Below are 26,405 nucleotides of genomic sequence, written 5' to 3'. Positions count from 1 at the left end.
CAGATAATATTGATATTTTCCAATCTTTTTATTGGTACAGTCCTTTCTTATTTGTTATCTTTATTATGTAAGTAACATTATAATCTAGGGAGTGAGACTGAATGAGTAATAAAGAAAATCAGAAAAAATTCACTACGGCTGCCGGTGCTCCGGTTGTTGACAACCAGAACTCAATGACTGCGGGTCCAAGAGGGCCTATGCTGCTCCAAGATGTATGGTTTCTAGAAAAGATGGCTCATTTTGATCGAGAGGTTATCCCAGAGCGCCGTATGCACGCGAAAGGTTCTGGTGCTCATGGAACGTTCACAGTCACCCACGATATCACTAAATATACTAGCGCAAAAATTTTTTCGGAAGTAGGCAAGAAAACAGATATCTTCGCTCGTTTCTCGACAGTTGCCGGCGAACGCGGCGCGGCTGACGCTGAACGTGATATTCGCGGATTTTCACTTAGATTTTATACAGAACAAGGCAACTGGGATGTTGTAGGAAATAATACTCCTGTATTCTTTTTCCGGGATCCTCTACAATTCCCTGACTTAAACCATGCTGTTAAACGTGATCCGCGCACAAATATGAGAAGTGCGAATAATAACTGGGATTTCTGGACTTCATTACCTGAAGCACTTCACCAAGTAACAATTGTAATGAGTGATCGCGGCATTCCAAAATCATATCGACATATGCATGGATTCGGAAGTCATACATTCAGTATGATTAACGCAGAAAACGAACGTGTTTGGGTTAAATTTCACTTCCGTACGCAACAAGGAATCGAAAATCTAACTGACAAAGATGCTGTCGAGCTTATCGGCATCGACCGTGAAAGTCATCAACGCGACCTTTATGAATCTATCGAAAACGGTGATTTCCCAAAATGGAAAATGTACATCCAAGTGATGACGGAAGAAGAAGCAGCCAACATGCCCTACAATCCATTTGATTTAACAAAAGTATGGTATAAAAAAGATTTCCCGCTTATTGAAGTAGGCGAATTTGAACTGAATCGAAACCCTGATAACTATTTTGCGGAAGTAGAACAACTTGCAGTTACGCCGGCAAACGTTGTTCCGGGAATTAGCTTCTCCCCAGACAAAATGTTGCAAGGTCGCCTATTCTCATACGGCGATGCGCAGCGTTATCGTTTGGGCGTTAATCATCATCAAATCCCGATTAACCAACCTAGATGCCCGGTGCATAGCTTCCACCGCGACGGTGCGATGAGAGTTGACGGAAACTTGGGAAGTACTTTGCATTATGAACCGAACAGCTACGGCGAATGGCAAGAGCAACCGCAATATAAAGAGCCTGCTCTTGATATTCATGGAGCTGCGGATCGTTGGGACTTCAGAGAAGATGATGATAACTACTTTGAACAACCAGGTAAATTATTTAACTTGATGAACGATGAGCAAAAACAAGAACTATTTTTAAACACGGCGGCTAATATGAGCGGTGTCGATAAACATATACAGCTCCGACACATTTCACACTGCTATAAAGCGGATCCTGCATATGGTGAAGGCGTAGCAGAGGCACTTGGCATTCCATGGAATGAAGTCGAAGCTGCAGCAGCTGCATCATTCGAACCAAAATAATGAATAAAAAGAGTAGCGATTTTGATCGCTACTCTTTTTCATATATATCAAATTAATTTCGTTGTTAAAACCGCTTTTCCATCTGCCACATTAAGCTCGGCAAAAGCACCATTGACAAATGTCATTTGCGGTGGAACATGTCCAATATCTGCGTCATAAATGACAGGTACATCTGCTATTTTTGAAATTCTTTCTAAGGCTTCGATATAAGTAAAGTCCTCTTTTGCATCTCCCGCATCAGTTCGACCAAATACAATTCCTGAAGCATGATCAAACCATCCGGCGTGATAAAATTGTAAAAGTGAACGATAAAAATCAGGAGCATCCATGTCACAATTTTCGAGTACCCAAATGACTTTCTCGTTCGGTATGAAATTATCTCGAAAAGAATGAATATCTCCGAAAGGCGTTCCAATAAGGTGTCGAATCGTATCGATGCAACCGGACAAAATTCTGCCTTCTACTTGAATAGGATTATCCCCGATCGTTTTCCATTTAGTTGGTGCGTCTAATTTAAAAACGTATGGCTCGGGAGGAGCAAAATGTTGCCACTCAGTTTGGTACTTTTCAGATGAATATTGCGTAATAGTATCCCCTTTTGCGGCGGATAAGAAATCTATAAATTTGGCAGTGACTGGGTCCCATTCATCGCTTCTCAAGTCGACGAAATTTGTCCCATGAACAGTAGCAATGCCGGTTAATAAGGTAATTGGCAAAAGAAGCGTGCTAGTATCTGAGTAACCAACGATCCACTTCGGTTGTAGTTCTTCAAATTCGAGAAGTGGAAGTGTTTCGGAAAGTAATTCGCCGCCCCAAGGTGGAATTATTGCACCTACTTCATCATCCATCATCATTTCGGTAAATTCTAAAACTCGAATTTCTGGTGATGCAGATGTAAGTTTTTCATTCGACCAAGCGGTGTCTCCCAGTTCCACGGAATATCCTCTTTGTTCAAATTGATGTGCCGCTTTCCTTAAAAGATGATGAAGTTCACTGTCAACACCAGATGACATAGCGGTAACGCCTATTGTCTGCCCTTTTACTAAAGGACTTGGATATTGAATCATGCACACACTTCCCTTCTACTATCAATTTTACATTCATCTAAATCTTACCATACTAGGAAACTAATTCCCCCAAAAAGAAAATGGAAAACAGTTTATTGGCGCATTACTCATCTGTTTTCCATTATAAAATGTATCAAGGTAAAAATAATAGTGTCGAAGAGATGGCATCAATATGGTTTTTATCTGCCCACAAAATAATATAATTATACAAATTACCATCGAGTTCTATTGGTTCTGGATACTTTACAATATAAGCCGCCTGCTCATTCATTTCTCTTGGTTGATCGGAGGATGGTAATATCGTGCAAGCTTCGATGTATTGATTTTCGGATGGTATGATTTTAGGAGTCGATCCATATGGCTTTAGCTTTTGGAAGGCTTCATCATGGCATATTTCATCAATATTCTCAGAACCATAAATCGCTGATATTTGAAAGAAACCGTCGTCTCCGACATATCTTACATCATTCACTTTTTCCCAATCTGCAGGATATTGAAAATTAACATCAAATGCCTCATTTGTATAATCTTTTTTAGCTAAATCTAAAACCGGTTTCGGAGACCAATTCAATGACGTTATTGTAAACCCGTCAAGGAGCTTAATTGGCGCAGGATGTGTCAAGTCAATCATCCACATCTCTTTTGCGAATTCTGTTTCAGAACAACCCGATAAATAAGCCAATTTTGATCCGTCCGGTGACCAGGTAACCGGAGTCGAGAAGCAATTTGAGATGGCCCAAATTTGATCGTTGGATCCTTTTCGATTTACGGTTCTTATTTGCGAGAAATATGAATTATTCGCGAAGTCAGTTGCACTATAGGCAATATTTAAAGAATCCGGCGACCAGTCGGGATAATAGTTTTTTGACTGCGGCCCTCCTTTTATTTCATACACTTGCCCAGTCGCCAAGTCAATCGTGTGTATTATAGAAATACTTGCGCCTGGCGTGGTGTATAAAACGAAAGAACCATCCGGTGATAATTGAACATTTTGCAATAGACCATTTTCGTTATGCGTAATTTGTTCTTTTGCAGTTCCGATTAGTCCAGACTTGTATAGTTGACTTACTCCCGAAGCATCCAACGCTTGAAACAATAATTCCTCCCCACTTGGAAACCAGCTAACTTCTGATGCGCCTGGTTGTTCAACTATCGTCCCTTCATGCAATGTCGTATTATACACTTGAATGTTTCCTCGAGCAACATAAGCTAAATGGACACTATCTGGTGACCAATCTAAACCGAAATCCTCGCCATCGGTTAACTGATCAATGGCACCAATTGAACCGGATGTTACATAAATAACATAAATTATTCTATTCTTCCCTACAAATGCTATTCTGCTACTATCCGGGGACCAAATCGGGATTGAAAATAAATCGCCCAGACCACTCGTCAATTGGTTATTTTCCCCATTCCGAAGATTATATGTCCAAATATCAAATTGCCCCCCGCGGTTAGAAGTATAAGCAATAAAACCTGAATTACCAGGTGGAACGTATGGAATGTTCAATTTCATGCCCGGAGAAATTGTAGTGTTCTGCAACTTATTCAGTTTTTGAATAGCATCAATATCACTTCTTTTTCCCGTTAAAACATTATAACGTCGAGCGATTTTATCCAATGAATCCCCTTCTTCGACCACATAAAAAGGTACACCCGGCGGAATCTTAAGTACTTGGTTTTCATATAGCAGGTACGGTGGGGTTAACTTGTTGGCTTCGACTATTATAGAAATCGGCAACCCATATAATTGCGCGATACGGTAAACAGAATCGCCGGTTCGCACATGGTATTCTTTAACACCGGCGGGAATGGATAATTGCTCACCAACAGATATTGTATGGGGGGCCTTTAAGTTATTTGAGGCTATTATAGAAGTGACGGGCACTTGCCATCGTTTTGCGATGTCTTTCAATGTCTCCTTGTGACGGACGGTATGAAAATACTGCAAAAAAACACTTCCCTTCTATTTATGAACAGTATTCTACCCATAGCTAGGTTATTCGTCCATGGGCAAAAAAGTTCGATACTAAATAGAAATGAAGTGTGAGCTAGTTCTAGTTTAAACAGTTTGCAAGAGATATTCTTGTGCATCTAGATATAGACTTGCCATTCCACCGTATAGACAGTGAAAAAAAGCATCTGGCGCATTTAATGAAAAGGAGTTATAATTTTTCGGATCGATTTCCAGCATCGTTTCAAATAACTTGGCACTGTTATCAAAGGCATAGAAACAGTAATAGATATAATTGAATTTTGGCATCTGCTCATAAATTATAATGATTTCTCTTGCATATTTTTCAATGTTTTTAGTAGCTTTTTGGACCATAGATACCGCATCTTCTAGAGTCAACTCGATATTCACAGTTTTTTTTCATCGATTATGTTGACTTTCGCCATTGTCAACACCCCTTCTTTATTTCAGTTTTGTGATTTTCACTTGAAATGTAGTCGGTCCTCGCTCAATATAGTCCCAATCGTATTTTCCTTCATGCATTGATTCTAATTGGAACCTGAGCGGAATCGGATCATGATCATTAACGATTAACATTGATTCGGTCGGTTGTAGATTTTCGTATGTTTCGAAGATAGTTTTGTGCTTTAGATGCGGCGGATACTCTGTCACCTTAATTACTGAAGTATAGTTTGTCATCGTTTTTTCCTCCTTTTATTGTTCTTACCTAATTCAAAGTATAAGCTTGATTCGTAATTAATGCTGTGATTCTAGTCACATTATAGTAATTCTAATATAAAAACCCGCATTTACAAATGTTGCTGTAAATGCGGGGTGAAATTCTGACCTTTTTATAGATGAAAGTATATATTTAGCTATCCAGATATAGTGTATAAATGATTTGTTAATTTCGCTACATAGAGGCAGCAACTTATCTACTGAAAACCGGAAGAGCAATAAATATCATCATGAAGAAAATGATTGTTAAATAATTTACGGAATAAAGAAAAATTACGCGAGCCCATTTGACATCGTTATTAGTGTAAAATCCAGCAATGCTTAACCCTAAAAAAATCATGTTTAAAACTGTTGCGATAATGATAAAAGTAATACCAAGGGCCGGTAATAAGAATGGCAGCGGAAGTAAACAAGCAACATAAACCGCAATTTGTCTTTTTGTAATGGCGAAGCCGCGAACTACGGGCAACATCGCAACACCTGCAGCCTTATATTCATCACATCGTCTAATTCCGATAGCAAAAGTATGTGGAATCTGCCAAATGAACAAAAGAAGAGCTAAAACGATTGGAACGATATGATAACTAGGTGCAATAGCAGCCCAACCAATTAATGGAGTGACGGCTCCCGAAATACTGCCTATAGCTGTATTTAATGTGTATTTTCTCTTAGACCAAAAAGTATAAAAAACAACATATGTAACCCAGCCGATAAATGCATAAACAAGCGCTTCAAACGTCGTGAAAAACAAAATAAAAAAACCGACTGCCGATAGTATAATGCCAATTAAGAGAACAGTCTTCATTGAAAAGTTTCCCGTAACGGTCGGTCTTTTTTGGGTTCTAGCCATCTCCCTGTCAAGATCGACCTCATACCAGTTATTAAGTGTAAGCGCGCCAGCAACAACCAATGTACTTCCGATGATTGTAATTAAAAACAACTGCCAGTGTTCGCCAAAAGAAGCATTCGTAAAATACAATGCCAAACAAAAGCCTGTTAATACAGGAAGTATATTCGTTACTAATACAAGACCTTTAAACAAAGAGATTAAATCAAGAAAAATCATAGAGATTTTATTTTCTTTTCTTAGATCTTTAGTTTTAAAGTTTTGCATTGTTGTAATTTCAACTTTTTCCATCCAGTGTCTCTCCTTAAATCAACGATTGATCATCAAAACGTTCATAACTTCATATAGTATTTAATTTTACTACCCCTTTCGTAGTAAAACAATGAATATGTCATATTTCATGATAAGCGAAAGGTTCTGAATTCTCACTAGTGCCTAATGAGGATTCATTGTTTAAGTTTCTGGAATTTATTTATTCCACCTAATTGCTATTCATGATATAGTAATCTGTGGAGAAAAGGAGGGGTCCCTTACATGATTGTACTCGAGAATGTCGAGAAAACATTCGAAAATGTGAAAGCAGTATATCCCTTATCCTTAACAATCGATAAAGGTGAAATCCATGGCATTGTCGGAACGAGCGGTGCTGGGAAATCAACGTTAATAAGGATGATGAATTTATTGGAGAGACCCGATAATGGAACCGTTCGAGTAGGAGAACAGTTACTAACAAGTCTTTCCGACAAAGAATTACGAAAAGCAAGACAGAATATCGGTATGATTTTCCAACAATTTCAGTTGATTCTAAATCGAACAGTCGCTGAAAATGTTGAAATGCCACTTGAATTGGTTGGAATGCAAAAAAAGGAACGAGCAAAACGCATCGAGGAATGTCTTCGTTTTGTAGGTATTTACGACAAGAAAGATGCCTACCCTGCCCAACTGAGCGGCGGACAAAAACAACGCGTCGCGATTGCAAGAGCATTGGCAAATAATCCCGCAGTTCTATTATGCGATGAACCAACATCTTCGCTTGATCCGAAAACAACAACTGAAGTTTTGCAAGTTTTACGTCATATTAATGAAACATTGGGCGTTACTATCGTCATTGTCACACACGAGATGGATGTTGTGAAAAGCATTTGCAAACATGTTTCAATCATGAAAGACGGACAGCTTGTCGATAGTTTTGAAATCGAACCGCAAGGCCTAAATGATGCTGAAGATCATTACATAGAAGATTTAAAGAGAATTGCGGTGGCAAAATCGAATGGATAAAATCATTGAGTATCAATCAGAAATTTGGTTATCCATCGGACAAACTTTTGTAATGGTCGGGATTTCTATTCTGGCTGCTATCCTAGTTGGATTACCTTTAGGTACATATCTTTATCTAAGCAGACAAGGAAACTTATATGAAAATAAAATATTATTTTCTATCTTAGATACATTCGTGAATATCGTACGTTCATTTCCATTTTTGCTGCTTGTCGTATTTTTAATTCCATTTACTCGTTATATTATCGGAACGGCGATTGGAACAATGGCTGCAACGGTTCCGTTGTCCATTATTTCTATTGCTTATTACGCGCGGCTGGTTGAACAATCACTGCTGGATGTTCCTAAAGGTATTATCGAAGCAGCGATTTCTATGGGTGCTTCCAAAGCGCAAGTGATTTTTAAATTCCTTTACGTTGAGGCTAGATCCGGTCTCATTTTCGGATTAACAACAGCAACAATTAGTTTTATTTCATATTCCACTGTTATGGGGATAGTCGGCGGCGGCGGAGTCGGCGACTTTGCGATTCGCTACGGTTATCAACGTTTTGAAACCGAACTCATGACTTTTACGATCATAATCATGATCATTCTCGTTCAAGCTATTCAAATTACCGGTACCAAATTATCAAAAAAACTAGATAAAAGATCGTAAAAAGGAGATTTTAATTGATGAAAAAATTAATAGCAATTCTATTCGCGGCTGTTCTCGCGCTTGCTGCCTGCGGAACAGCTAAGGAAACAAAGGAAAATTCAACTGACCAAACGAAAAAAGAAACGAAAATTCGTGTTGCATCCCTTATTCCGCCAATGACCGATATGTTGGAAATCGCAAAACCATTACTTAAAGAGGACGGCATTGACATGAAAATTGTTGTTCTATCTGATAATGTACAGCCGAATAGCGCTTTAGCAAATAAAGAAGTCGATGCAAACTTTTTCCAGCACCCTCCTTATATGGAACAATTCAATGAAGCAAACGATTCAAATTTAGTCGTTATCCAGCACGTTTATCATGCGATTTTAGGTGCCTATTCAAATAAATACGACAGTGTAGACGATTTGCCGGACGGTGCGAAAGTTGCCATTCCGAATGATTCCTCGAATATGGCTCGTTCCTTGCAATTGATTGAAAAAGGCGGATTAATTAAATTAAAAGAGGGCGTCGGGCTTGAAGCAAGAGTTAAAGACATCGTTGAAAATCCAAAAAACCTTAATTTCGTCGAAGTTGACCTGTTAATGCTAGCAAGATCAATCGATGATGTCGACCTGGTGACGATGCTCCCTGCATATGCAGAACCACTCGGATTGACACCAGTGAATGATTCGCTAATTGACGAAGGCGAATCAGCTTTTCCGATTTCACTAGTTGCCCGCGAGGATAATAAAGATTCAGAAGCAATCAAAAAATTAGCAAAACATCTATCAGGCCCTGAAGTGCGAGCATTTTTAGAAGAAAACTTCTCAGACATCGCATTCCCAGCATTTTAAAGTAACTATTGAATATTAGCTTCATAAAATAGATTAAGTACAGGAGGAATTCATGAAATTTTCCTTCTGTGCTTTTTTGTTTATAGAAAATAGTTGGTAGAGTCCCTAAAGGCATAAAGTGCAAATCCCTATTGTGAAAGTTCACTTTCCCCCTTTCAGCTTTGGCGCCTATGCCTAGGCGAGGCACTAATTAACTCTCTTTATTTAGTGGAAGCAGATGATTGGAAGCGTCCGCCCGGAATGGAAATCAACGGGTCCTTTAAAAAGCGAATCCTCTAATAATGAATTGTTTAAGTACTTTCTTTTATCACGATACCTCTTTCCCTCACATATTGTGTATGGAAAAGGAGTGATGAAATTTGATGAGTTTACAACCTGTGACTATTGAAGGTCAAGTATTTCTAGCCATTTCGGTTGTTTTGCCGAAAACTAACTTGCTCGTTGTAACAAATGACAATGGATATATTATGTGCGGGGCTCTAGATGTTGCTCTCTTAAATGAAAAATTAGCTGATCGAAAAGTGATTGCCGGTCGTGCTGTCGGGGTAAAAACAATTGATCAACTTCTTGACGCACCACTTGAATCGGTCACCTATGAGGCTGAAAATCTGGGAATAAGTAAAGGAATGATTGGAAGAGAAGCACTTTTAAAAATGGTGAAATAAAATTAAAATGCCAAGCTTCTTTTCTGAATGCAAGGAAAAGCAGCTTGGTATTTCTTTTAATTTACTCTGTTTCCGTCATCATCGTTTCAATCGGACCGCCCACAGTTTTGAGCGCTACGGCAATGAGAACATAGGATGCGTTTTCATCCGCATTAACCTTATTGAACGCCTCAACTTAAAAATCCTCATCTTCAGTTATGACAATTCCATTATAAGCTAGATATTTTAATCCCTTAACCACAATTCCCTATTCCTGTTTTAAAAAACAACAGTAAAAACTATAATATGCCAGCTTGATGCTCTCTCTAAGAGCCTCGAGCTGGCTTTTCTTCACTGGTAATTTAATGAATAGCTCAGAAAACCCATTTGCCCTAATGCCCTGACACTCAAAAAAGGGGTTGTACATATATTGAGTATAAAGGAGGTGTTTGAATTGCCTGACAACTACAGTAAAGGAAATGCGTCTATTTACTTTTTTTGCATCCTAGCGGCATATGCTATTTTAGGCCTCTTGGTTTTTGTACCGAATCTACTACTACCCGGTAATCCTTCTACATTAGTGTTAATCGGGATCATTCTCGTTGTTATTGTTGTTCTACTCTTTGCAGCAGCAATAATATTTAGAGGGTTAGCTAAGCTTTTTCACAAATTCTAGAATGTGACTTGTTTGACTTGGAATAGCTTTTTTCAAGCAAGTTATTAACATCCCCGTATATATTAAATATGGGGATTTTTTTAGTACTTAGTTGCTTTGTTTAATTCGTAGAGCTTGAGGGAAGTTAAGGACTAAAACAGTTGAATTTCATTTTGTGAAAGGATTAGAGCCTATGACAGAAAAAGTAATAACGTCGCCACTGACTATCAATCAGTCACATCTTTCCTTCATTCTGCCTTTAGGCTATGACACTAAAAGGAAATCTGAATTTGCTCGAGCACTTGAAAGTAACGGATTTTCATTTTTTCAACTTGAGAATAATACAGTGGATGACAATATTTATGGAGATAATATTCGTGTTGATCACGAAGAGCTTGAACAATACTTTCTTCCATACGTAGAACATAATCTTTTTCCAACTTCTTTGGAGGATAAAGGGTTTCATCGATTTACAACATCTGTTATGAAATCCTTTAATTTCAACATACGAAATAATACGACCCCTTTTACTATTCGAAGCCTGGATATTATATTAAGCCCCTTCGGCATAGTATTATTTACAATGAGGGTCGATTTGAATCAAAAGAAATTGGATTTATCTGATGTTCTCGATTTCATGCATCATTTTAGAACGATTGAATCTAAATTGGAGGAAGAACGCGGAGCGGAGGTCGTTTGTCCTGCCACCGGGAAATCCATGTCTATGCATGGTTTGTTATTTGAAGAGCTTTGTCCATTCCTGGAAAAGTTCATTTTGCATGATGAAAAGCTAAGCGGTTATTTTGGATCTTTACCTTATTACAAAGATGAGAGAATGTACGCTTCTGCCTTCCTTTTCTGTGAAGAAGGATCAGCTGTTACAAATGAGCAATTATACCGTATGGGGTCCGTAGATGGAAAATTACCGAATGAATCGATTTTCATCTCCGCAAATAACCCTGATTATATTAAGCGAAATTTAAAACAAACTTTACATGACAGATGGGCGCCTCATGAATATACCGTGGTAACGGATCATGCGTTTATTACTGTAACGAATAAACCGCCTAAAAGTATGGAAAGAGAACTTTCGCAATACATGGGGACACATTACTATAATTTGCTTCTTCATTATTTCTATAAAATCATTTTGCTTCGAGTGTCTTTTGAATATAGTAAAATCAATTGGGACAAAGATGAAGAATATGTCAAATTGCTTATTAAGCTAATTACATTGTTTTCATCGCTATATTATTATCAGGAAGTGAGCACCCGTTCTGAAGGCAATGAGCTATCGCAGCTGATTCGCCGTTCCTTTAATATAGAAACTCTTTTCAAAGAAGTAAACAATACTTTAAATGAATTATATAAAAGCCAAGAAAACAACGCATCAGATAGAATGAATATGCTTCTATTTATTTTAACCGTTTTTACGGTTGTATCAGGAATTTACGGAATGAATCTTGTTATTAAAGACTGGGAATCCCCTACTGGCTGGAAAGCATTTTCTTCCTATACAATTTTTGAATGGGTTTCATTAATCACAGCAGTAAGCGGAATTGTCCTTTCAGGTTTTTTAATCTTTTCCACTGTACGTAAATTTGTTGTAAATAAAATACGCAGAATGAAATCCGACAATCATTTTGAGTGAACGCTATATATATGAAAAACGCCTTTCCTCTTAAGGGGAAGGCGTTTTTCTTGGCAGAGATCAATACTACTCATGATAGTTTTCATAAAACTTTGTTGCTTCCACTTTCATTTGATTTACCAAAGTTTCAGGGTGAATCACTTTCACGCGATGGCCAAAACGCATTAGCCATTGAATAAGCCCTTCGCTCATAATGGCTCGCGTTTTCAAAACAAAAGAATCAGAATCCTGCGCTTGAATATTGGCGTCTGTTCCAAATCGATCAATCACTACATTAATTAGTTCATTCGAAAAAACCGCTTCGAGTGAAAGTGGATCGCCGCCGAACATATGAAACATTTTCGAAACGTGATTTTTAAGATTAAAGTCTTTAATCTGGCACAAAATTATCATCCGTTACTTGAACTGAACGCATTCGATCAACACGGTATTGTCGAATATCATTTTCAGCGTATTCCGCTATTAAATAATAACGATCACTATTCCATACTAATCCGTATGGTTTGACCAAATAATTATCCCCATTATTGCTCAAATGGAATTGCAAGTCCGTCCCGTAACGTCCATATTTGAAAGCAATAATTTTCCGGTCTTGAATCCCCGTGTGTAATAGTTCAACGACTTTTGTGACTTCTACTAAATCATGTTTAGCGTCATTTACAACGTAAAGTTCATTGTTCAATTGTTTTGCCAAGCGTCGACTTGTTAATTTTCTAATTTTCATTAAAAGTTTATTCGTTTCCGATTGCGGGATGAATTTGGCTGCGCTTATTGCTTCCATCAGAAGCCGCAGTTCATGAATTTCAAACAATCTTCCGTCGAAGTGGTAATGCTTTTGCATGCCATTTTTTTCTTGAACCCCTGTTACAGGAAATATAAAAGATTCTTCGAGAACGAGTAAATCTTCTCTGACTGTTCCGACTGCCACATTGGAATGTTCGGGTAGCATTGCATGAATTTCATGAAGCGTTTTCATATTTTCTTCATCTGTATTCTGTTCAAGGATTGAGATGACTTCAAGTAGCCTTTCCCGTGCGCTTATTGGTTTCATCATCGTCTACATCCCTTCCGATAACACTTTTTTGTTCATCTAGATAAGATGCGCGCCATTTTATTCGTTCTTTTTCATTCAATTGAGATTCAATCATTTCATCCCAACGCCCTAATAGCGTGTTCCAAACACGTGCATAGATTGTATCTTCTTCTTTATTATATAAGCGAAATTCAATACAATACACTGACATGTTTTTCACTACGGATGTAGACTCGATAGCAGTTACAACTGTTTGGACATCTTCATTACTCGATTCAATCCCCGCATCTTTTATCGCTTCTAACATTTCGGCTTCTTCAAGGTAAGCGACTTCCCACTCGGGAAAATCATCCTTATAACGATAACTGTTTTTCTCGGAAAAACGATAGTCAATTTCCCCTTTCAGAAGAGACTGATGACATGGATTATAAATTAGCTCGGCTGCATTTGTTTCGGGTTCATGCTCATAAATGCCTGTTTCAAGTTGTTGAACGCCTAATTCGGTTAATGTGAACCCATTTCCAATTTCCTCTATCATATGTGCTCTACGCATTTTTCCAATCAAATCTCGAAGAAATAATGGTTCGACAAGCAGGATTTCACCTAGATCATCGATGGTAGAACTCTTAGTCTTTTGGAAAGTGAGTAACATCATTTTCATTAGAATATCCATTTTCGTTCGAGAGACTGTTTGAAAGTTAATTGAGATGAGTTGAACTGGAAGTGCCCATGAAACGGAATCCAAAACTTTCACATTAAAATCCTGTTGCAGTTCTTTTGTTAAGCGATTCTTCAGCTCTTCCACACTGCTGCCTCCTCTTCATGGTTTCTAAATCCGTTTTTCTTTTTAATTTCTTCTACTAATCGACTATACATTTTTCTAGCTTTCACATCTTTCGTTCGCACAGCAAACATTTCAGCGCTTCCGACAATGATTAATAATTCCCTAGCTCGCGATAACGCTACATTCAATCGTCTATAATCACGAGCAAAACCAATAGCCCCGCTTTTATCTTGATGATTTCGAACAAAACTCAAAATGATAATATCCATTTCCATGCCTTGAAACTTATCAACCGAACCCGTTCTGCAATGTAAATGCGACGGCATTAATTCTTGTTGAATTAACCTGTCGATACGCTTGACTTGTTCACCATAAAAGCTGATCACCCCGACACTTTTTCTGAACTCTTGATTCATATCTATAACGTCTTTCATATTGCCGACGGACTTGTCCAAATCTATCAACAACTTTTTAATGAGATTTAGCTCAGATTGATTATACCGGCTCGTTCCGCCTGTCACTTTATCTTCAAAATAGTTCGGTTCATTCGGCATATCGAACCATAATAGATGATCGTTTCTTTTTATATAATGCGATTCAATCCCGTGGTCGCGCTCAATGTCAGAATCGGCGATACCGCATTGCAAGCGATAGTCTCCGTCTTCATAGAAAGGAGCAATCGTTTCCATGATTGATTCATGCATGCGGTATTGGATGCCCAACATTGTCTTGTTTTGTTTTGGCAACGTTCTAAAAAGACGCTCAAAAAGCGATTCTTCTAGCAGCTTTTTCAATTCATTTTTTTCGTGCTGATCATCAATTTCTTCTAGAAATTCTTCAAGGGTTTCTTGACCTACTAAAGGCGGTAACTGATGATGGTCGCCCACTAGAATGATTTTCTTGCCTTTCAACATTGGAAGAAGTAATTCTGGCGGGGTCGCTTTCGATACTTCATCAATAATAACGACATCGAAGACTGGATACTCTTCCATGAAATCGCGCCTAGCTGAAGCCACGCATGTTGTTCCGATCACATTTGCATGTTGTACATATAGTTTCCGAATTTCATTTAAGTCATGTTTATTTGCATTTTCCAAGAGTGCTAACCACTCTTGTTGAAGGGCGTTTGTCACCGGAAGACGCTCTTTCTCTTTTTGCATTTTTTTTATTTCCTTTGATAACTTAGCCATCGCTATCAGATTATTGTCATATTGTTCTTTTGGATTTTGATCGACTATTTCCTTCAATGTGAGGACTTGTTTTTCTAGTTCGACACATTTTTTATCATTCGTTTCTACTAACTCGTTATTTCGTTGGAGTTCCTGAGAATTCTTCTCTAAATTATGAACTTCAGTTTCCATAGTATTCTTGCTATGTGTTAAGTCTTGCTTATGTTGTTGATGGTCGGATTTTGCTTTTTCAAGTTCGCTATAGGTCGTTTCCAATTGCCCCAGTTTTTCTGTCATTGTTATGATTGAAATTGTTTCGTCAACTGTTCCAAGCTGAATCATTAATTGGGAACTTCTCTCACGAAGTTGAGTTATCTCGGTTTCATAACTACTTTTCCTCTTTTTTGATCCATCAATTTCTAGCGTCATGGTTGAAATAGCCTGCTTCACATTTCCAATGACTTCAATTTTGATTGATTCGAATAGACTTTTTGCTTTCTCTATATTTTCGATTTGCGAATATGCATATTGCCGTCTTCTAGAAAGCACGTCGAAAGCAACACCCAATTTTTCTAAGTATTCATATCTCTCGGCGGAATAGTGCCTAGTCTGAAGAGCTTGTTTCACGGATGGATGAATTAAAAAACGGCCAACTTTATCAATTTGACTATGTATATCCTTGACTGAACAAGGCTTGCTAATTCCATGGCGATTTAGCGACTGTTTTAGAAAGCCATTCTCGGATAATTTTTTCTCGACCATCTCGATTGCTTTATCGAGCCGGCTAATGAGCTCCGTCCAGTCTTGATAGGTGCCGCCGGCCAAGTTCGATGCGATCGCACGAATAACTTCTTCGAGTTCAGCAATTTTTTCGTTAATCTTATCTGATTGGATAAATTCGACATCTCTCATGCTTTCTTGCAGCACATTCAATTTAGTGATGGAGCTTGCTTCATCCAAAAACATCTGCAAGCTTTTTAATGAAGTTTCTTGCTTTCTCTGTTCATCTTGAATCTCTGCAAGTGCTCTTGTCGTTTCATTTATCTGTTGAAGTATATGTTGATAACTGATGTAATCCTTATAATTTTTAATTTGTCGTTCGATGTTTTCCATTTGTTCGTTTTGTTCAGTTTCATTATAAGTGGCTAGAATTTCTTCAATATAAGAAATATCTTTGGATAGCTCATCAATAGTCTTATGCAAAACTTCTTGTGCTTGTTCTAGTTCTCTTCGTTCAGTTAGTAAATCTTCTTTTTCCAAAATGCACTTTTTAAGTTCAGTGTTCTGTATCGCAAGATCGGCTACTGCTATTTCTCTTAAACGGATTTGTTCTTCCAATGAAGATAATTCTTTTTCATATTCATGCATTTTCTCTTGACCATTTTGTAAATCCTTCTCCAGTTGGAACTTGATTTTTGATCGATCTCTTAATTGTTCCGAAACGGCCTTTTCAGTCTGCTCTTTCCAATTGAGTGCGACATTTTCCTCGATGAACTTTTTGCCTTCTTCTTCAATGCTTTCCGTCCTGCCATAACGCAAGATTCGAATATCTTGATGTGATAATAATCGGCCAAGTGCATTATCGACTGCAAGATTCGCTTGAGATGCAACAAGAGTACGCAAGCCTGCCTTTACATTTTGGTGGCAAATTTCAGAAATAACCGTCGTTTTACCCGTTCCGGGGGGGCCTTGAATGACGTATAAATCATTCGATGTCATTGCCCCTGTAACTGCTTCTCGTTGAAATTCATTGAGTCGATTATGAAATACTAAGTCTAGCTGTTGTTTTGAAATCCTCACGACGGGACGTTCTTCGAATAGAACTTTTTCCAAATTTGCATTAGCTGCAAGACCGTCTTGTAAATCTTTAAATCCTTTACGCAATCTCTTAACTTGACTGAGTTCGGAAAAGTTACTGAATATGACATCCTTAAAAGACCAAGGTTGCCATTCATTCTTTCTAGCTAGTTCTTGATATTTTCGATTTAATTCAATTTCGACGGTTTTTTTGGAACGATTTGTGTTTATAACTGTTCCGATATCATTTTGAGTCCCTTTTAGTTTGACAGTGAAATTGCCGATTGCATTCCACGTATTATTTTTCAATCCAGCACAGCGTATTTGAAGTTTGCTAAAATCAGCATTAAAGCTTGCACCTGAAAAAACAGACGTAATATCTGCTACATCGGCGTTTTTTTCTTGGATTGCCAAATAGCCTTCCCAGCTGGAAATTCTTTTACGAACATATTCAGAACGTTCTTCCGCGATAGGCAATTCACGAAGACGCGTATACAATTCGATTGGCATCGGAGCACCCAACCGCTGATTAACGAGAAATTTTAGACGAACGGGCAAGCGTCGATTTGTTCGGACAGGCTCTCTCCTGCCCCTTACATGAAAACCCGTTGCTAGAAAACCTTCATTTTTATAGACACATTCCATAACAGCCACACGATTATCGAGTTTTTCGGCTAACACAGGATTTGTTTCATTATCAAAGAAAATGGAAAACGACATATTGCCATGTTTATTTTCCGGTCTTTTTTCAATATAAATATTAAAGGCTTCTTCCATTGAAAAAAAAGCTTGTTCATTTTTCACGAATTTCATCATTCTGTTACGTGCATTATTTGTAATCCCTAAATTGCACTGCATTGTTTGTAGGGTCGGTTCTTGATTCATTTGCATCCTACTTTCTAAAAAACCGATAAAAGTCAGTATCCCGAGTCGGGATCACTGACTTTTATATGATCTAATTTAATTATAGTGTACTTTTTCAATGTTGTTAAGCTTATTAGCAATATGTTATGTCATTCTGATATAATAAAGAAATAGACAGTAATATTGAAACTTTCTACGAACTCGATCTGCATTGGAGTTTGGAAAAATTGAGAGGGGTTGTCGGAATTGAATACTGACGTAAAATTACAAAACGAAGCCATGCATGTTTTAAAGTTAACGAGTAGAACCTTCTATATTCCGATTAAATTATTGAATCCAACATTGCGTAAAATTGTCGGGTCTGCTTATTTATGCATGCGAGCTATTGATGAAATTGAAGATCACGAAGCTTTGCATCCCGAAACCAAACAACTTCTGTTACGCACTACTAGCGAATTATTGAAAACAAAATTTGACGATCATGCTTACAAACAACTTTTGCAACCATATGAAAACCTTTTACCCGAAGTTACATTAAGACTTGGCGATTGGCTTTCAATTTGTCCAACAGTCTTTCTTGAAAAAGTTCAGGAATCGACAAGCATCATGGCAGACGGAATGGCCAAGTGGGTAGAAAAAGACTGGCTTGTAAAAAATAAGGAAGATTTGGATGAGTATACATACTACGTTGCTGGATTAGTAGGTGTCATGCTATCTGATATTTGGCAACTTTATGACGGGACGAAAACAGACCGTGAGTTGGCGATTGCTTATGGACGCGGTCTGCAAGTCGTCAATATGTTACGAAATCAAGATGAGGATGCTGATCGAGGCGTTCATTATATTCCCGATGGTTGGACGCGTGCGGATATGTTCAAATACGCTGAATTGAATTTAAACAGAGCTGAAGAATATATTGATTCGATTACGACAAAAAACATTTTACTGTTTTGTAAAATCCCGCATTCCTTAGCTAAAAAAACACTCAAATCTTTATCGGGGGGAAAAGAAAAAATGGAGCGTTCCGAAGTTGAAACGACAGTGGATGAAATAGTAAATAGCCTGTAGATAGTTTGCGTCACTCATAAATAATAAAAAATAATAGTTACTATCTTATTTTTTAAAATGATTTAGTGCTCCGTCGTTCGCTTTCCTGCGGGCGAGCGCCAAGCCGCTTCCTTCGCTACGCTCAGTCCAGGGTCTTGGCTGTCTCGCTTTCCCGCGGGAGTCTCACGACTGCGCACTAAATCAAAGAGTTGTATTAATAAAAGATTATTTAGGTACTAATTGGACAGTCTCCTGCACTGCAAGGGATCTATCCAATTAACTCCATAAGATAAGTAACAAATATTCCCAGAATGATCCCAGCCACGACGGCGATTCCAAAGATTGCTATCCGCTTCAATTCCCCATCCTTTCGAATTTGGTTGCTAGTACTAGTCTATTGACAAGCCATCAAACCTATTCGGAAGATGAAAGAAACGCGTTACATCCGACCAGATCGAAAGATTGAAAATATCAGGAATATAAACATGAGCGTAGCTATGATCGACCCTGCTTCAATTATTGGAAATCTCCAGAGTAAATTTGTCTGTCCGGCAATTGCGGACCCTATAATTAGACCGACCATCAAGATGCTGAATGCGAGTAAGATGATACTAAATGATAATCGATTACTGATTCTGTCCAATCTGCCTAATATTGTTTGCAACTGTTGCACATTTATATCTAACTTAAGCTTTCCTTTTCCCACAGTCGACGTCAGCTTTTTGAAATCCTTTGGCAAATGCAAAAGAATTTCTATGTTTTCAACAACATCTCTCCAGGAGTTTTGAATAATATTCATTGGATGATAACGCTCTAGCAGCAACTTCTTTCCAAAAGGTTCCACTGCACTCATAACACTAAACGTCGGATCTAAAAGACTGACTGTGCTCTCCAAAGTTAGAATCGCTTTACTGAGAATCGTAATTTCCGTTGGTATTTGCATTTTGTGTTGAAATGCAACCTCGAGCAATTCATTAATAATACCCCCAAGACTTACCTCTTCTAATGAAACATCATAATACGTCGCAATAAGATCTTCGAGGTCTCGTTGAAAAGCAGACGTATTTGCATCTTCATTTAGCAGGCCCATGTCCGAGAAAATTTTCATCATGCCTTTTGTATCGCCTTGTTGCAAATTAATGATGAGAGAAGCAAAGTGGAATTTCAATCTATCATTGATGCGCCCCATCATGCCGAAATCTAAAAAACATATGCGGTTATCTGGCAAAATGTAAATATTCCCGGGATGAGGATCCCCATGGAAGAAACCTTTCTCAAGTACTTGGTAAAACATTGCGTCTACAACACGATCAGCAATAAGTTTCCTGTCGTATCCCGCTTCATCCAATCCATCTATATCATTAACACGTATGCCTTGAACCATTTCCATCGTAAGTATTTTCTGTGTTGAAAAATCCCAATAAATTTTCGGTATTCGAATATGCGTTTGTTTTATAAACTGTTTTGCAACACGCTCAGCGCTTCTGCCTTCCACTTTATAATCCAATTCATCTCGGAATGATTCGGAAAACTCCCGAATCATATCTTTTATGCGGTATGACTTTGCCCATACAGTATTTTCCTCTAAAAAACTTGCCAATTCATGTAATATTTCCAAGTCTGTTTCAACCGTTTGTTTAATATTTGGCCGTTGGACTTTAACTGCTACTCGTTCTCCGCTTGGAAGTTCTGCAAGATGTACTTGTCCAATTGATGCAGCGGCTAAAGGTTCTTCCTTAAAAGAATTGAAAATATTTTCAATGGTATCCTCTAGTTCAGTCTCAACAATCATTCGTATTATACTAAATGGGACTGTTTCTACATGTTCCTGCAACTTCTCAAGTTCATGTATAATTTCTGCGGGAACTAAATCTCTCCGTGAACTTGCGATTTGACCCAATTTAACGAATGTCGGCCCCAACTCTTGAAGCGCATGTCGTAACCTTTTTCCAACATCTTGGTCATTGGTGCTCCAACCTTCTTCTTCTTCTCCTCTCTTCGTCTCACGATCAGTAAGCCCCAAACGAAAAAGGAAATGACTAAATCCATTTTTTAAAAACGCATTTATGATTTCTTGAAAACGCCGCGTATGCCGTATTCTTTTTTTAAGCAAAACGTTTCCTCCCTTAAAGCCTATTTGGTATAGACCTCCCTTTTCTTTACCCGTTTCGTCTAAATTCATTCCAATAACATCGGATTTACAGCTCATAAAAAGCCTTGGCAAATGAATAACAAATTCTTTGCCAAGACCTAGAGATAATAAATTAATTACCATAAATTCAAAAATTGCTCAGTTCGCTTACGACCAATGTCCATCAGAGCTCTTTTCGACTCTTCATCTAGATCAAATTGAGTTGAGCTATAATTATCAACTGGGATAAAAACAATATTTTTTTCGTGTTTTCTTGAAATATATTTTTCATCATGAGCATTTTTCATTGTAGAAAATAATGCTTCAAATAGATTGATTGCATTTTTAATATCCCGGCCTTTCATTTCTTCCTTGCTTCTACTTAATTTCAATCCGAGCACTGGCCGTTCTTTTTTACCTACATCATTATCAAAAATCCACAATGGAAAATTGCTTAATACGCCCCCGTCTACGACAATTGTATCTCCCGAACCAATTTTCAATCTGACCGGTTCAAAGAAAAAAGGAATTCCGCAGCTCATGCGGACCGCACGTGCAACTGGAAAGGTCTCTTGAACAATTCCATAGCGCTCTAAATCATCAGGAAGAACAATCATCTTGCCGTTCGTTAAATCCGATGCCACAAGTTTTAAAGACCCTTCCGGTAAATCGGAGAATGAATATACGCCCTTGTCGGCTAACTTTTCTAAAAACCATTTCTCTAATTCCTTCCCTTGATAGAGACCTAATCGCCAGTAAATATGGAGCCATTTTAATATTGGAATGGGAAGCACCGTGAGTCGCGAATCCAACAGTGAAGTTAAGTCTAAATCATCGAATAGAAGTTCAATTTCTTTAGCTGTATACCCAGCTGCTATGAAGCTTGCTAAAATAGCTCCGGCACTTGTTCCGGCTACGCGCTTGAATTGATAACCTTTCACTTCCAAAACTTCATACGCGCCCAATAAAGCAAACCCTTTCAAACCTCCACCTGAAAACACCCCGTCGATTAACAAAGACTACCTCTCCTTTTTGTGGTGGTAGTCTAATGTAAGTGTCATTTGATTATTGTAGAACCAAGGACTAGTTTCATGAAAGTAATATAAATAACGGACCAACTGCCGAGCCGGCAATCGCACTTAACGTCATTGAGATAGATGCCATCGAAAGTGATAGTTCACCGTACTCCGTTGATTTTGCTACACCAAGTGCATGCGAAGCGCTGCCAAGGGCTAATCCTTTACTGAGAGGGCTATGAATACGTGCATATTTCATGACCAACGGGCCTAAAATGACTCCGCTAAAACCTGCGATCATGACAAATACCGCAGTTAATGATGGTATGCCTTCCAAGGATGAACTTAGTTGGATAGCAACGGGAGTCGTTATTGATTTGGGAATGATCGAATGGAAAATATCTTCTTCAAGTTGAAATATTTTAGCGAACAAAAGAATGCTGCCCATTGCAGTTAGTAAGCCTGACGAAATTCCGAGCACAATCGCATTTCGATACTTCATCACAAAAGTTCGCTGATTATAAAGCGGATACGCAAGAGCCACGACAGATGGACCTAAAAACAATTCAATCCATTTTCCTCCTATCATAAAACGCTCATACGAAACGTTAAACAAAAGGAGGGTCAGAACGATGATTACAGTCGACGTCAATACAGGATGCAAAATAGCTATAGAAAAACGCGCATACAGATAACGCATAGTTAGAAAAAGAATGACGGTACCAATGACAACTATCAATAACAATAAGACATCACTCATTCGTTTGCTTCACCCTCTCCATCATTTTCTTCTCAACTATTTGGCTACTATATCCAGAAACAATCAGCGTCATAAATGTGCTCACCATGACAATCCCAATCAAGATTGCGCCCTGACCTGATAGTAAATTTGGAAACTGAATAATACCAACCGTGGCTGGGATAAAAAATAACGGTAAAATTACAAGTATAAAGCCCGCACCATCTTTTATATATTTTTCCGGAACGATTTTAAAATATAAACAAATGAACAATAACAGCAAACCGACAATACTTCCTGGAATAGGCAATTTCAACAATAAAGAAATCCAATCACCTATATATGAAAACATAAAAAGTCCAATTACTTGCACGAGTATAGTTGTTAATCTTCGTACAGAATATTTCTTCATTACTCTTCACCCCTCCCCCGCACAATTTATTATCATTGCTTTACTTTACCAACAATGGAACATTACGTCTAGAGAACTTCTCTTCTCAGAAAATAAATTACAGAGAATATTCAGTTTCGTTGCAACCGTAAACATTTTGCATACATATCTGGGATGATTCCGCCCGGAAAGGGAATCAACGAACCAAATAAAAAAAACGAATACCCGAATAATTTTTCAGGTACTCGCTAAAAGTAATTTTATTCCGTTAAACCTTTATCTGGATCAATCTTATCTGCTTTATCTTCAGAAGAACTATCTCCATTATCTTCTATCAAACTAGCCAACACATGGACTCTTAAAATGATGCCTTTAATAATTCCCGCTTCATCCACGACAACAATAGGATATTTCGATTCCAACACTTTAGGAATGATATCTTGTACATAATCCTCTGGCGACACTGTATTTACATCACGTTGAATTACTTCCTCAATTGTTTTCCGCTGTTTTAAACCTTCAATTGCATCGTCAATAGTTACAATACCTTGAAGATGTCGCCTTCGATCAGTCACGAAAACACTAGAAAGACCATTTTCTTGCATCGTTTTTATTGCCACGTTCAAACCATCTTTAAGTGACAATAATCCATGCGGTCGAATCATAATATGTTCAGCTTGCAAGATTTTCGAACGATCAATATCACGAATAAACTCGCTAATATATTGATTTGCAGGTTTTTCCAATATTTCTTCAGGCGTTCCCACTTGTTCAACTTTTCCGTCCTTCATGACCGCTACACGGTCTCCTATTTTAAAGGCCTCATTCACATCATGAGTAATAAAGACAATTGTTTTTTGTAAGCGGTTCTGCAGGTCAATTAATTCCAGTTGCATTTCTCGTCTTATCAATGGATCAAGTGCACTAAATGGCTCATCCATCAACAATATATCTGGATCATTTGCTAACGCTCTAGCAATTCCTACACGCTGCTGCATTCCACCGGATAATTCATCGGGGTATTTATCTTCCCAACCTTTTAAACCGACTAATTCTAAATGATGTTGAGCAATTTTACGACGTTCCTCTTTTTCGATGCCTTTAATTTCAAGTCCATATTCGATATTGCTTAGAATCGTTCGATGACTAAATAGACCAAAATGTTGAAAGACCATCGCAATCTTTTCTTGACGGTATTTCTTTAATTGTTGCGAGTTGTATTTCGTAATGTCTTCGCCGTCTACATAAATTGCACCTGCCGTCGGTCGATTAAGCATATTTAGACATCGAATAAGTGTTGACTTTCCGCTCCCGGAAAGACCCATTATAACAAAAGTTTCGCCTTCCATAATGTCCATTGAAGCATTATATACCCCTACGGTATGACCAGTTTTTTCCAGAATATCTGTTTTCGACTCGCCTTTTTCAACCATCGGAATGATACGCTTTGCTCGGGGGCCGAATATTTTAGATATGTTTTCAACCTTCATTTTAATTGTCATGATGCATTCCCCCTATGTTTCTGAAGACGGTCAGCAATCCCGCCGGTAATCCGGTCAATAATTATCGCTAAAAATACGATACTGATACCCGCTTCAAATCCTAATGAAATGTCGATACGGTTGATTGCATAAAGGACACGTTCGCCAAGACCTTGTGCACCAACCATAGAACCTACTACCGCCATTGCGAGTGCCATCATTGTTGTTTGGTTAACGCCAGCCATGATTGTTGGAAGCGCTTGCGGCAATTGTACTTTTGTCAGCATTTGCATAGTTGATGATCCGAATGATTGAGCAGACTCAACAACTTCTTTATCTACATTTCGGATTGCTAATTCAGTCAATCGCATAACAGGAGGCATTGCATATATTATCGTCGCAATTACTGCAGGTACGTTACCTAGCGGGAAAAAGAAGATAACAGGAATTAAATAAACGAAAGTTGGCATTGTTTGCATTGCATCAAGTATCGGGCGCATGATGACTGATAAAATATTATTGAAAGCCATCAATACACCAAATGGAATTCCAATTGCTAAAGAGAGTATTACGGAGATTAATACGATGGAAATAGTTGTCATCGTTTCTGGCCATAAATCAAAAGAACCAACTAAAAACATGAACAACCCGAAGAGTATTCCACCCGACAAACTTGTAAAATACCAGCCTAATATAACAACTACAATGATTAGCACCCACCACGGAATTGCTAGTAAAGCTGACTCTAATCCTTTAATAGACGAAGATGTAATGACGAATATAAAATCAAATAGCGCTTGAAAATTTGCTGCTAAAAAATCGATGAAACTTTCTACTCCGTCACCTATTGGTATACGTAAATCCGGAAATTCTTTCATAACTATGGACTGCAAATTGCAGTCGCTTTCTCACCCCACGTAATAAATAGATGGTAAAGTGAGCAGGTTTCACTCACTTTACCATAATTTATTTTATTTTAATGCTGCTTTCACTTTTTCTGCTACTTCATCTGAAACCCATGTTGTCCAGATATCTTCATTCTCTTTCATCCACCATGTGGCAGTATCATCCGCATCGGCTTCTGTTTCTTCCATATATTCGAGCATGTCTTCTGTCAGCGCATTACTCGTTTTGTAGTTCTTTAAAAATTCAACGACATCTTTTGCTTGTGTTTCCATATCTTTATTTACTGCAACTACGACATCGTTCGGAGCAAATTCTGTTCCTTTGTTTTCAATCCACACATCTTCATCGTATGGATTGTCTTCTAGAAGTGTTAAATCATATTTCGCAGTGACCCAAGTTGGTGACCAATAGTATCCTACCCAAGGCTCACCTTTTGAATAAGCGCCTGCCAATGATGCGACAATCGAAGAATCTGATCCTGGCGCTAAATAGTTGTATGTTTTATCTAATCCATATGTTTCAACTTTAGTAGCTAAATGTTCACTAACAGCCCAGCTCGAAGGTGCACCAACAATTCGACCTTTACTTTTATCTTCAGGATCCTGGAATAGTTCCGGGTATTTCGCTAAATCCTCGACTGTCTTCAAATCTGGTGCGACAGCTTCAATTCCTCTTTCTTCATCACCTTCGATTACATACGTCGGGACGTAAAGACCTTGTGAATTATCATCAAAATTTGTTGAAAGTTTAACGATTGATCCTTTTTCAATTGCTTTTTCATAAACCTCTTTAACATTATCTGTCCAAATTTCCATATAAACATTAATGTCGCCTTTTTCTAATGCTTGTAGAGTTGCGGCAGTTGTACCGTTTGTAACATCGGTTTTATAACCGTACCCTTCTTCTATAATAAATTGTGCAATGCTATTATGAACACGAATACTATCCCACCCTGCATCCGCAAATTTAATAACATCAATGCTATCTTTGCTTTTGCCTGCTCCGCATGCTGATAATAAAACGACTAAACTAACTAAGAATATTAGCGCTAATTTGCGCATATCGAATCCAAACTCCTTTTAACTATTTTATTTTTTCCGAATCAATGACTGAACACCGAC

24 protein-coding genes are annotated in these 26,405 nt (G+C 38.1%); 8 read left to right on the top strand and 16 right to left on the bottom strand.

The window, feature by feature from the left end:
• Window positions 1-101: 101 nt before the first annotated feature.
• A complete protein-coding gene (locus G8782_RS01225) occupies window positions 102-1,598 on the top strand; it encodes a catalase (protein WP_172369092.1) in 1,497 nt (498 codons plus the stop codon).
• 47 nt (window positions 1,599-1,645) lie between these two features.
• On the opposite strand, the gene G8782_RS01220 is transcribed toward G8782_RS01225, so the two are convergent.
• The 5 genes from G8782_RS01220 to cyoE form a co-directional block, all read right to left on the bottom strand.
• The gene (locus G8782_RS01220; protein ID WP_172369091.1) at window positions 1,646-2,665 is read right to left on the bottom strand and encodes a S66 family peptidase; all 1,020 of its coding nucleotides are present in this window, start codon (window positions 2,663-2,665) and stop codon (window positions 1,646-1,648) included.
• A 133-nt stretch (window positions 2,666-2,798) separates the two neighbouring features.
• The gene (locus G8782_RS01215; RefSeq protein ID WP_172369090.1) at window positions 2,799-4,619 is read right to left on the bottom strand and encodes a LysM peptidoglycan-binding domain-containing protein; all 1,821 of its coding nucleotides are present in this window, start codon (window positions 4,617-4,619) and stop codon (window positions 2,799-2,801) included.
• Window positions 4,620-4,730: 111 nt separating this feature from the next.
• Window positions 4,731-5,033 carry a hypothetical protein gene (locus G8782_RS01210; protein WP_246231514.1) on the bottom strand — a complete coding sequence of 101 codons (303 nt, stop codon included), beginning with the start codon at window positions 5,031-5,033 and terminating at the stop codon, window positions 4,731-4,733.
• Window positions 5,034-5,084: 51 nt separating this feature from the next.
• Entirely contained in the window at window positions 5,085-5,321 is a 237-nt protein-coding gene (locus G8782_RS01205; RefSeq protein WP_172369089.1) for a DUF2249 domain-containing protein, read from the bottom strand.
• 232 nt (window positions 5,322-5,553) lie between these two features.
• On the bottom strand, window positions 5,554-6,498 hold the full coding sequence (gene cyoE, locus G8782_RS01200; protein ID WP_172369088.1) for a heme o synthase: 945 nt from the start codon (window positions 6,496-6,498) through the stop codon (window positions 5,554-5,556).
• A 243-nt stretch (window positions 6,499-6,741) separates the two neighbouring features.
• Here cyoE and G8782_RS01195 point away from each other — a divergent pair, with 243 nt between their 5' ends.
• The 6 genes from G8782_RS01195 to G8782_RS01170 all read left to right on the top strand — a co-directional run bounded on the left by G8782_RS01195 (window position 6,742) and on the right by G8782_RS01170 (window position 11,926).
• The gene (locus G8782_RS01195) at window positions 6,742-7,485 is read left to right on the top strand and encodes a methionine ABC transporter ATP-binding protein (RefSeq protein ID WP_172369087.1); all 744 of its coding nucleotides are present in this window, start codon (window positions 6,742-6,744) and stop codon (window positions 7,483-7,485) included.
• Window positions 7,478-8,140, top strand: a complete 663-nt coding sequence (locus tag G8782_RS01190; protein WP_172369086.1) for a methionine ABC transporter permease — start codon at window positions 7,478-7,480, stop codon at window positions 8,138-8,140. The genes G8782_RS01195 and G8782_RS01190 overlap by 8 nt, the downstream gene beginning before the upstream one ends.
• Window positions 8,141-8,157: 17 nt before the next feature.
• The gene (locus tag G8782_RS01185; RefSeq protein WP_172369085.1) at window positions 8,158-8,976 is read left to right on the top strand and encodes a MetQ/NlpA family ABC transporter substrate-binding protein; all 819 of its coding nucleotides are present in this window, start codon (window positions 8,158-8,160) and stop codon (window positions 8,974-8,976) included.
• Between the two features lie 362 nt (window positions 8,977-9,338).
• A complete protein-coding gene (locus G8782_RS01180) occupies window positions 9,339-9,641 on the top strand; it encodes a YunC family protein (protein ID WP_425505473.1) in 303 nt (100 codons plus the stop codon).
• A 433-nt stretch (window positions 9,642-10,074) separates the two neighbouring features.
• Window positions 10,075-10,296: a hypothetical protein gene (locus G8782_RS01175; RefSeq protein ID WP_172369083.1), complete on the top strand. Its 222-nt coding sequence runs from the start codon at window positions 10,075-10,077 to the stop codon at window positions 10,294-10,296.
• A 172-nt stretch (window positions 10,297-10,468) separates the two neighbouring features.
• Entirely contained in the window at window positions 10,469-11,926 is a 1,458-nt protein-coding gene (locus G8782_RS01170; RefSeq protein ID WP_172369082.1) for a magnesium transporter CorA family protein, read from the top strand.
• A 66-nt stretch (window positions 11,927-11,992) separates the two neighbouring features.
• Here the strand turns inward: G8782_RS01170 and G8782_RS01165 are convergent, their stop codons facing one another.
• From G8782_RS01165 to G8782_RS01150, 4 genes are read right to left on the bottom strand one after another with little or no spacing between them, the layout of a single operon-like run.
• Window positions 11,993-12,310: a WYL domain-containing protein gene (locus G8782_RS01165; RefSeq protein ID WP_172369081.1), complete on the bottom strand. Its 318-nt coding sequence runs from the start codon at window positions 12,308-12,310 to the stop codon at window positions 11,993-11,995.
• Complete coding sequence (locus tag G8782_RS01160; protein WP_172369080.1) at window positions 12,297-12,980, bottom strand: helix-turn-helix transcriptional regulator; 684 nt, start codon at window positions 12,978-12,980, stop codon at window positions 12,297-12,299. Before G8782_RS01160 ends, G8782_RS01165 begins: the two co-directional genes overlap by 14 nt.
• Complete coding sequence (locus tag G8782_RS01155) at window positions 12,943-13,764, bottom strand: hypothetical protein (protein WP_172369079.1); 822 nt, start codon at window positions 13,762-13,764, stop codon at window positions 12,943-12,945. Before G8782_RS01155 ends, G8782_RS01160 begins: the two co-directional genes overlap by 38 nt.
• Window positions 13,752-17,594: a DEAD/DEAH box helicase gene (locus G8782_RS01150; protein WP_172369078.1), complete on the bottom strand. Its 3,843-nt coding sequence runs from the start codon at window positions 17,592-17,594 to the stop codon at window positions 13,752-13,754. Before G8782_RS01150 ends, G8782_RS01155 begins: the two co-directional genes overlap by 13 nt.
• Before the next feature lie 225 nt (window positions 17,595-17,819).
• Between G8782_RS01150 and G8782_RS01145 the strand changes: the two genes are divergently transcribed.
• Window positions 17,820-18,641 carry a squalene/phytoene synthase family protein gene (locus G8782_RS01145; RefSeq protein ID WP_246231513.1) on the top strand — a complete coding sequence of 274 codons (822 nt, stop codon included), beginning with the start codon at window positions 17,820-17,822 and terminating at the stop codon, window positions 18,639-18,641.
• A 418-nt stretch (window positions 18,642-19,059) separates the two neighbouring features.
• On the opposite strand, the gene G8782_RS01140 is transcribed toward G8782_RS01145, so the two are convergent.
• The 7 genes from G8782_RS01140 to G8782_RS01110 form a co-directional block, all read right to left on the bottom strand.
• Entirely contained in the window at window positions 19,060-20,733 is a 1,674-nt protein-coding gene (locus G8782_RS01140) for an ABC1 kinase family protein (RefSeq protein WP_172369077.1), read from the bottom strand.
• A 155-nt stretch (window positions 20,734-20,888) separates the two neighbouring features.
• Window positions 20,889-21,767 carry a patatin-like phospholipase family protein gene (locus G8782_RS01135; protein WP_172369076.1) on the bottom strand — a complete coding sequence of 293 codons (879 nt, stop codon included), beginning with the start codon at window positions 21,765-21,767 and terminating at the stop codon, window positions 20,889-20,891.
• Window positions 21,768-21,840: 73 nt separating this feature from the next.
• On the bottom strand, window positions 21,841-22,527 hold the full coding sequence (locus G8782_RS01130; RefSeq protein WP_172369075.1) for an LrgB family protein: 687 nt from the start codon (window positions 22,525-22,527) through the stop codon (window positions 21,841-21,843).
• Window positions 22,520-22,918, bottom strand: a complete 399-nt coding sequence (locus tag G8782_RS01125) for a CidA/LrgA family protein (protein ID WP_172369074.1) — start codon at window positions 22,916-22,918, stop codon at window positions 22,520-22,522. Before G8782_RS01125 ends, G8782_RS01130 begins: the two co-directional genes overlap by 8 nt.
• 239 nt (window positions 22,919-23,157) lie before the next feature.
• The gene (locus G8782_RS01120) at window positions 23,158-24,399 is read right to left on the bottom strand and encodes a quaternary amine ABC transporter ATP-binding protein (RefSeq protein ID WP_216667735.1); all 1,242 of its coding nucleotides are present in this window, start codon (window positions 24,397-24,399) and stop codon (window positions 23,158-23,160) included.
• Window positions 24,396-25,256: an ABC transporter permease gene (locus G8782_RS01115; RefSeq protein ID WP_172369073.1), complete on the bottom strand. Its 861-nt coding sequence runs from the start codon at window positions 25,254-25,256 to the stop codon at window positions 24,396-24,398. Before G8782_RS01115 ends, G8782_RS01120 begins: the two co-directional genes overlap by 4 nt.
• A gap of 93 nt (window positions 25,257-25,349) precedes the next feature.
• Entirely contained in the window at window positions 25,350-26,345 is a 996-nt protein-coding gene (locus G8782_RS01110) for an ABC transporter substrate-binding protein (RefSeq protein ID WP_172369072.1), read from the bottom strand.
• Window positions 26,346-26,405: the final 60 nt, after the last annotated feature.

The sequence above is a fragment of the Sporosarcina jiandibaonis genome, from assembly GCF_013184495.1.
Classification (GTDB): Bacteria; Bacillota; Bacilli; order Bacillales_A; family Planococcaceae; genus Sporosarcina; species Sporosarcina jiandibaonis.
This window is presented reverse-complemented; position numbering and strand designations above follow the sequence as displayed.